General features: G+C 63.6%; 5 protein-coding genes. 3 read left to right on the top strand and 2 right to left on the bottom strand.

Annotation, left to right across the window (positions count from 1 at the left end):
- Window positions 1–614 precede the first annotated feature (614 nt).
- Entirely contained in the window at window positions 615–2,090 is a 1,476-nt protein-coding gene (pdxR, locus tag AC1DMG_RS02210) for a MocR-like pyridoxine biosynthesis transcription factor PdxR (RefSeq protein ID WP_477177026.1), read from the bottom strand.
- A 101-nt stretch (window positions 2,091–2,191) separates the two neighbouring features.
- Between pdxR and AC1DMG_RS02205 the strand changes: the two genes are divergently transcribed.
- Window positions 2,192–3,190 (top strand): transporter, encoded by a 999-nt coding sequence (locus tag AC1DMG_RS02205; protein WP_477177025.1) that lies wholly within the window; start codon window positions 2,192–2,194, stop codon window positions 3,188–3,190.
- 11 nt (window positions 3,191–3,201) lie between these two features.
- Entirely contained in the window at window positions 3,202–3,963 is a 762-nt protein-coding gene (locus tag AC1DMG_RS02200; protein ID WP_477177024.1) for a class I SAM-dependent methyltransferase, read from the top strand.
- Here the strand turns inward: AC1DMG_RS02200 and AC1DMG_RS02195 are convergent, their stop codons facing one another.
- Window positions 3,964–4,869, bottom strand: coding sequence for a LysR family transcriptional regulator (locus tag AC1DMG_RS02195; protein ID WP_477177028.1), 906 nt, complete (start codon window positions 4,867–4,869; stop codon window positions 3,964–3,966).
- A gap of 144 nt (window positions 4,870–5,013) precedes the next feature.
- Between AC1DMG_RS02195 and AC1DMG_RS02190 the strand changes: the two genes are divergently transcribed.
- Window positions 5,014–6,012: an aldo/keto reductase gene (locus tag AC1DMG_RS02190; RefSeq protein ID WP_477177023.1), complete on the top strand. Its 999-nt coding sequence runs from the start codon at window positions 5,014–5,016 to the stop codon at window positions 6,010–6,012.
- The last annotated feature ends 347 nt before the right edge of the window (window positions 6,013–6,359 follow it).

Below are 6,359 nucleotides of genomic sequence, written 5' to 3'. Positions count from 1 at the left end.
CGTGGCTGTCGCGCACAGGGTGCGCTCCCACAGACAAGCGGGCGTTGGAGAGAAAATGAGCGATGCCCAAAGCCGATGCGAAGCGAGGCCCCGCTTTAAGTCCTCAGCGATTCGGGCGCGTTGCGCAGCGCATTGAGGTACCCGCTGTGTACCCTCGGAGGTTGTCCCACAACAGCGCGCCTCAAGCGTTCGGGCTTATCCAAGCACGATGCTGCGGGCGTTTTAGGCCATTCTCTTTGGGTTACTTTCGACGCGAAGCTAGTCCCGTGGGATCTCTTGGGCCAGCAAGAGAAAAGTGACTCGAGCGGCGGCAGCCGTTCGAAACGCCCGCCGCGTAGGCGGCACCCTTGCCTCGAGGCGACAACCGAAGACTGACGAATCTGGATGACCAGTTTCGCTGTTGAGAAGCGCCTCCGGCCTGCACCGGGATGACGCGCAAAGAGGCGGCCTCCGCCTTGATGACCAGCTAGAAGGCAGGCTGCATCCGGAAGCCAAACCAATGGCACGCAACCAGCGGCACTCCTCCCGATAAATGCCTGTGCCACATTCGCAGGAACAACGAGCAACGATAAAGCTCACCACCATCTCAAAAGACGCAAACACCCCAACCCCAGCTAAAAACACTCCGCCAACCTCCGCACCCCCTCATCAATCTGCGCCAGATTCGCCCCGCCATACCCCAACAGCAGCCCGCCCCGAGATGGCGGCTCCAGATAGCACGGCGTCAGCGGCCGCACCGAGACGCCCTTGCTCGCTGCCTTGCGCGACACCGCCACGTCATCCACCCCGTGCGGCAAGAGCCCCGCAAGCTGCATGCCCGCTTCCGTGCCGATCACTTCCAATCGCTCGCCAAGATACTTGCCGATCGCGTCGTGCACGGCTTCGCGACGCTGCATGTAGAGCGTTCGCATGCTGCGGATATGCCGCGCGAAGTGGCCTTCGCGGATGAATTCGGTCATGGCGGACTGATAGAGCATGGAGGAGAAGGTATCGATCGCATCGCGCCCGGCATGGAAATCGGCGACGAGATCATCCGGCACCACGATGTAGCCCAGCCGCAATGCGGGAAACATCACCTTGCTGAAGGTGCCCAGATAAATCACCCGTGCATGCGTGTCAGCGCCCTGCAGCGAAGACAGCGGTCGGCTGCCGAAGCGGTATTCGCTGTCGTAATCGTCTTCGATGATCCAGGCGTCGTTGCTCGCCGCCCAATGCAACAGCTGCATGCGTCGCGATGCGCTCATCGCCATGCCCAGCGGGAACTGGTGCGACGGCGAGATGTAGATCGCGCGGGCGCCCGCACCGACACGCGCGCCGTGCGCCACATCGATGCCCTCCGCATCCACCGGCACGGGCACCAGTTCCGCGCCAGCGGTGCGCAGCGCCTGGTGCGCACCGGGATAACCGGGATCCTCCATCCACACGCGCTCACCGGGGTCCAGCAGCACGTGGGCGCAGATCTGCAGCGCTTGCTGCGAGCCGGTGGTGATCAGGATCTGCGAGGCATCGCAGCGCACGGCGCGCGCCACGCCCAGATATTCGGCGATGGCCTCGCGCAATGGCAGATGGCCCATCGGGTCGCCGTAACCCATCGCCTCCGCCGACAGATGACGCGCGTGGCGGCTCACCAGCTTCGACCATAGCGCCGAAGGAAACGCATCCAGCGCCGGCAGGCCAACGCGGAATGCGCCCATATTGGCCAGCCAGGTGGCATCCGGCGTACGCATCTGGGCGGCGCGCAGAGAGGTGCGCCGCGAGCCTCCGCCCGTCGCCGCCGGCTCCGGGCGCGCCGCCTTCACCCGCTGCACCGTCAGGTCCGAAGGAATGGCGCGCGCCACGCAGGTACCGGCGCCGGTAAAGGTTTCGAGGAAGCCTTCCGCCTGCAACTGTTCGTAGGCGCCCAGCACTGGAATGCGCGAAATGCCCAGTTCATTGGCGAGGCTGCGGGTCGATGGCACGCGCTGCCCCGGCCGCAACTGTCCACTGCTGATGGCTCGGCGGAACCAGTCCGACAACTGCTGGTACATGGGTGTATCGCTGCCGGCGTCCATGGCAACGGGGGGCAAAAATCCGGCGGGGATGCGCTGCATGGGGCCGACTCCATAGTGGTCATGTCGATCCGGCACAAAGTGGCTATTTAAGCCAACCACTTGCGGGCATAGCTTGCACCCGTCCGCCCTGGCCATCAACCATGAAGAGCCCATTGCCCTCATCGCTGATCGACACACGCTTTTTCGTGTTGTGCCTGGCACTGCTGCTATGCCTGCCGGGCACGTGCCAGCGTGCGTATGCGCAGGATGAGTCCTCGGCAACCGAAGTGCCGCAAACCCGCGAGAACGCCTGGTGGACCGGCCCGATGATGGCCAACTCGGCCGAGACCCTGCCGCCCGGGCACATGCTTCTGGAGCCCTATCTCTACGACGTCACCAGTCGTGGTGTGGACAGTTTTGGCTCGCGTACGTACATCAACTATGGCGTGGCCAACAAATTCACCATGGGCATCATTCCGGTGTTCGGCTACAACCGCGTCAGCGGCGCGCCGAACAGCAGCGGCATCCAGGTGGGCGACATCACCTTGCAGGCGCAATATCGGTTGCGGCAGTTCCACGAAGGCAGTTGGCTGCCTACCGTGGCGATCCAGTTGCAGGAGACGTTTCCGTCCGGGAAATACGATCGTCTTGGCGATCGCCCCGCCGACGGCCTCGGCAGCGGCGCGTACACCACGACCATCGGCCTGAATACGCAAACGTATTTATGGATGCCCAATGGCCGCATCCTGCGCGTGCGCTTCAACATCTCTTTCTCGTTTTCCTCCAGCGCGGATGTGGAAGGCGTAAGCGTCTACGGCACCGACGCAAGTTTTCGTGGCCATGCGCGCCCCGGCAACAATGCCTTCGCCAATGCCTCGTTCGAGTACAGCCTCACGCGACGCTGGGTGCTGGCGCTCGATGTGATCTACAACCACAACAGCAGCACGCATGTAGGCGGTCAGGAGTTCGCCAGCAACGATCCCTTTCCACCCGACACGCCACTGGGTGCGCGTTCAAACCGTTACATCGGTTTCGCTCCGGCCGTCGAATACAATTGGTCGCCGAACATCGGCCTCTTGCTGGGCGTGCGCGTCATCCCTTCGGGCAACCGCACATCGTCGTCCGTCACGCCTGCTATCGCTCTCAACTACGTGCACTGAGGATTGACGACATGAAACGTGTTTGCCTGATCGTAGTGTCTGCGTTGCTCACTGTTTCTGCGGCCATGGCGGCTGCGCCTACGCATCCACTGCCCAGCTTCGTCGGGCTCGCCATCGCCGACAAGAACCGCCCCGAGGAAGACCGCGCGCTGGATGCACAGCGCAAGCCTGCCGTCGTACTTGGCTATACCGGCATCAAGCCCGGCGACATCGTCGTGGATCTGATGCCGGGCAAGGGTTATTACACGCGCCTGTTCAGTCGCATGGTCGGCAGCAAGGGCAAGGTCTACGCGCTGCAGCCCGCCGAGATGGACAAGATCGCGCCCAAGGGCCTGGAAAGCGTGCGCAGCTTTGCCGGCAAGGAGGGTTACGCCAACGTCACCGTGCTGGTGGAACCGGTCAATGAACTGAAGTTGCCCGAACCGGTGGATGTGATCTGGACCTCGCAGAACTACCACGACCTGCACGATCCCTTCATGGGTACGCCGGACATGGCCAAACTCGACAAGAGCCTGTTCGACGCCCTGAAACCCGGCGGCATCCTGATCGTGCTCGATCATGCGGCGGCCGACGGCACCGGCATCACCAAGACCAACGATCTGCACCGCATCGATCCCGCCGCGGTGAAGAGCGAACTGACGGCGGTGGGTTTCCAGTTCGACAGCGAAAGCGACGCGCTGCGCAATCCTGCCGACGATCACACCAAGGGCATCCGTGACCCGTCGGTCAAAGGCAACACGGATCGCTTCATCTACAAATTCCGCAAACCCTGATCACTTTGTCCGGCGCACTTCACCGTCCCCCTGCTGCGTGCCTTCGCCTTTGATGAAATCGACGAAGGCACGCAGTGGCGCCGGCATATGTGCACGGCTGGGGTAATACAGCAACGGCCCGGTGAAGGGCTGGCACCACTCTTCCAGCACGGGCAGCAAGGCGCCGTCGGCGAGCGCAGGCTGCAGGAACTCCTCGAAGGTGTGGATGATGCCGAGGCCTGCGACGGCAGCCTCCACTTCCATCTCGATGGTGGAGGCGAGCAGGCGGCCATCCGGTCGTATGCGCACGACCTTGCCGCGCCGCTCGAACTCCCAGGCCGCGATCACGCCGCTGGGAAAGCGATGGCGGATGCAGGCGTGATTCACCAGGTCCTGCGGGCTGCCCGGAGATCCATACTTGGCCAGATAGGCGGGTGACGCCGCTGCCGCGAAGCGCTGCGTACGCGGACCGATGGGCATCGCGATCATGTCGCGCTCGACGCGCTCTTCGTAGCGGATGCCTGCATCGCAACCCGCCGCCAGCATGTCGACGAAGGCGTCGTCGGTGATCACATCGAGCGTGATGCCCGGATGCGCTTTCAGAAAGCGCGTGGCTATCGGCGGCAGCACGTGTCGCGCCACGATGGAGGGCACGTTGAGGCGCAACGTGCCGGCAGGGCTGTCGCGATAGGCATTGATGCTGTCGAGCGCGCCGCCAATCTCTCCCACCAGTGGCGCCAGGCGATCAAGCAGGCGCTGCCCGGCTTCTGTGGGCGTGACGCTGCGTGTGGTGCGGTTGAGCAGGCGCACGCCAAGACGTGCTTCCAACCGCCGCAAGGCCGCGCTCAACGCCGAGGCGGAAACATTGCCCTGCAGGGCCGCGCCGCGAAAACCACGGGCACGCGCCACCGCGATGAAGGCTTCGATATCGGCTAGGCCAAGCTCTTCCATTGTGCGGATTCCGGCACAGGTCGTACGGATAGGACCGGATTATCGTACACCGAGCGCGCCGCCATACTTCCCTCCGAGCCATCCTCACCGCCTACGCGGCCACCTTCAGGAGAACCCACGATGCAACATCGTCAACTTGGCGCCACCGGTCCCCGCGTTTCCGCCCTTGGCCTGGGCTGCATGGGCATGTCGGGCATGTACGGACCGTCCGACCGCGCCGAAAGCATCGCCACCATCCACGCGGCGCTGGACGCCGGCATTGACCTGCTCGACACCGGCGACTTCTACGGCATGGGCCACAACGAAATGCTGATCGGTGAGGCGCTGAAGAACGTGCCGCGAGAAAAAGCCCTGATCAGCGTGAAGTTCGGCGCGTTGCGCGATCCGGCCAATGGCTGGGGCGGCAATGACACGCGCCCCGCCGCAATGAAAAATTTCCTCGCCTACACCCTGCAGCGCCTGGGCGTGGATTACATCGACGTCTATCGCCCCGCGCGTCTGGACCCTAACGTACCGATCGAAGAGACCATTGGCGCCATCGCCGATATGGTCAAGGCAGGCTACGTGCGCCACATCGGCCTGTCCGAAGTGGGCCCGGAAACCATTCGTCGTGCAGCTGCCGTGCATCCGATCGCCGATCTGCAGATCGAGTACTCGCTGATCTCGCGCGGCATCGAGGACGGCATTCTGCAGACCTGTCGCGAGCTGGGTATCGGCATCACTGCGTACGGCGTGCTGTCGCGCGGCCTGATCAGCGGGCATTGGGATAAGAACAACGCCGGCAAGGGCGATTTTCGTGCGATCAGCCCGCGCTTCCAGGCGGGCAATGTCGACCACAATCTTGCGCTCGTGGACGCGCTACGCAACATCGCAGAAGAGAAAAACGTCTCCGTCGCCCAACTGGCCATTGCGTGGGTGGCAGCTCAAGGCAAGGACATCGTGCCGCTGGTCGGCGCGCGTCGCCGCGATCGACTGCAGGAGGCGCTGGGATCGCTGGAGGTTTCGCTGAGCGCGCAGGATTTGGCCACCATTGAGGCCGCAGTGCCGAAGAATTCGGCGGCCGGAGAGCGTTACGCCGCGGCGCAGATGGCGCATTTGGATAGTGAGCGGGCGCATTGAGTTAGCTTCCTCTCCTTGTGGGTAGTGGAACTGCTTGTCTGTGGGAGCGCACCCTGTGCGCGACAGCCACGCTGGGAGTACCGCTCCGTAGGTTCGTCGCGCACAGGGTGCGCTCCCACAAATAGCCAGCCGCAGACTTGATCCGCCAACAAGGCCTCGGCTCCCTTGTAGGAGCGCACTTGTGCGCGACCACCTGACGGAGCGATACACCCACGCGCTGCGGTCGCGCACAAGTGCGCTCCTACAACAAACAAACAGCTTCCCGGCAACGCCTGGCATGGTCGGGCTCTTGACCCTCGGGCCCCCGGTATAACGCGGCGGGCGGATGCCCTGCATCACCGCCACGC

The organism is Dyella sp. 01N36, assembly GCF_056399745.1.
The sequence above is the reverse complement of the archived record's forward strand: the minus strand, read 5'-3'. Positions and strand labels throughout refer to the sequence as shown.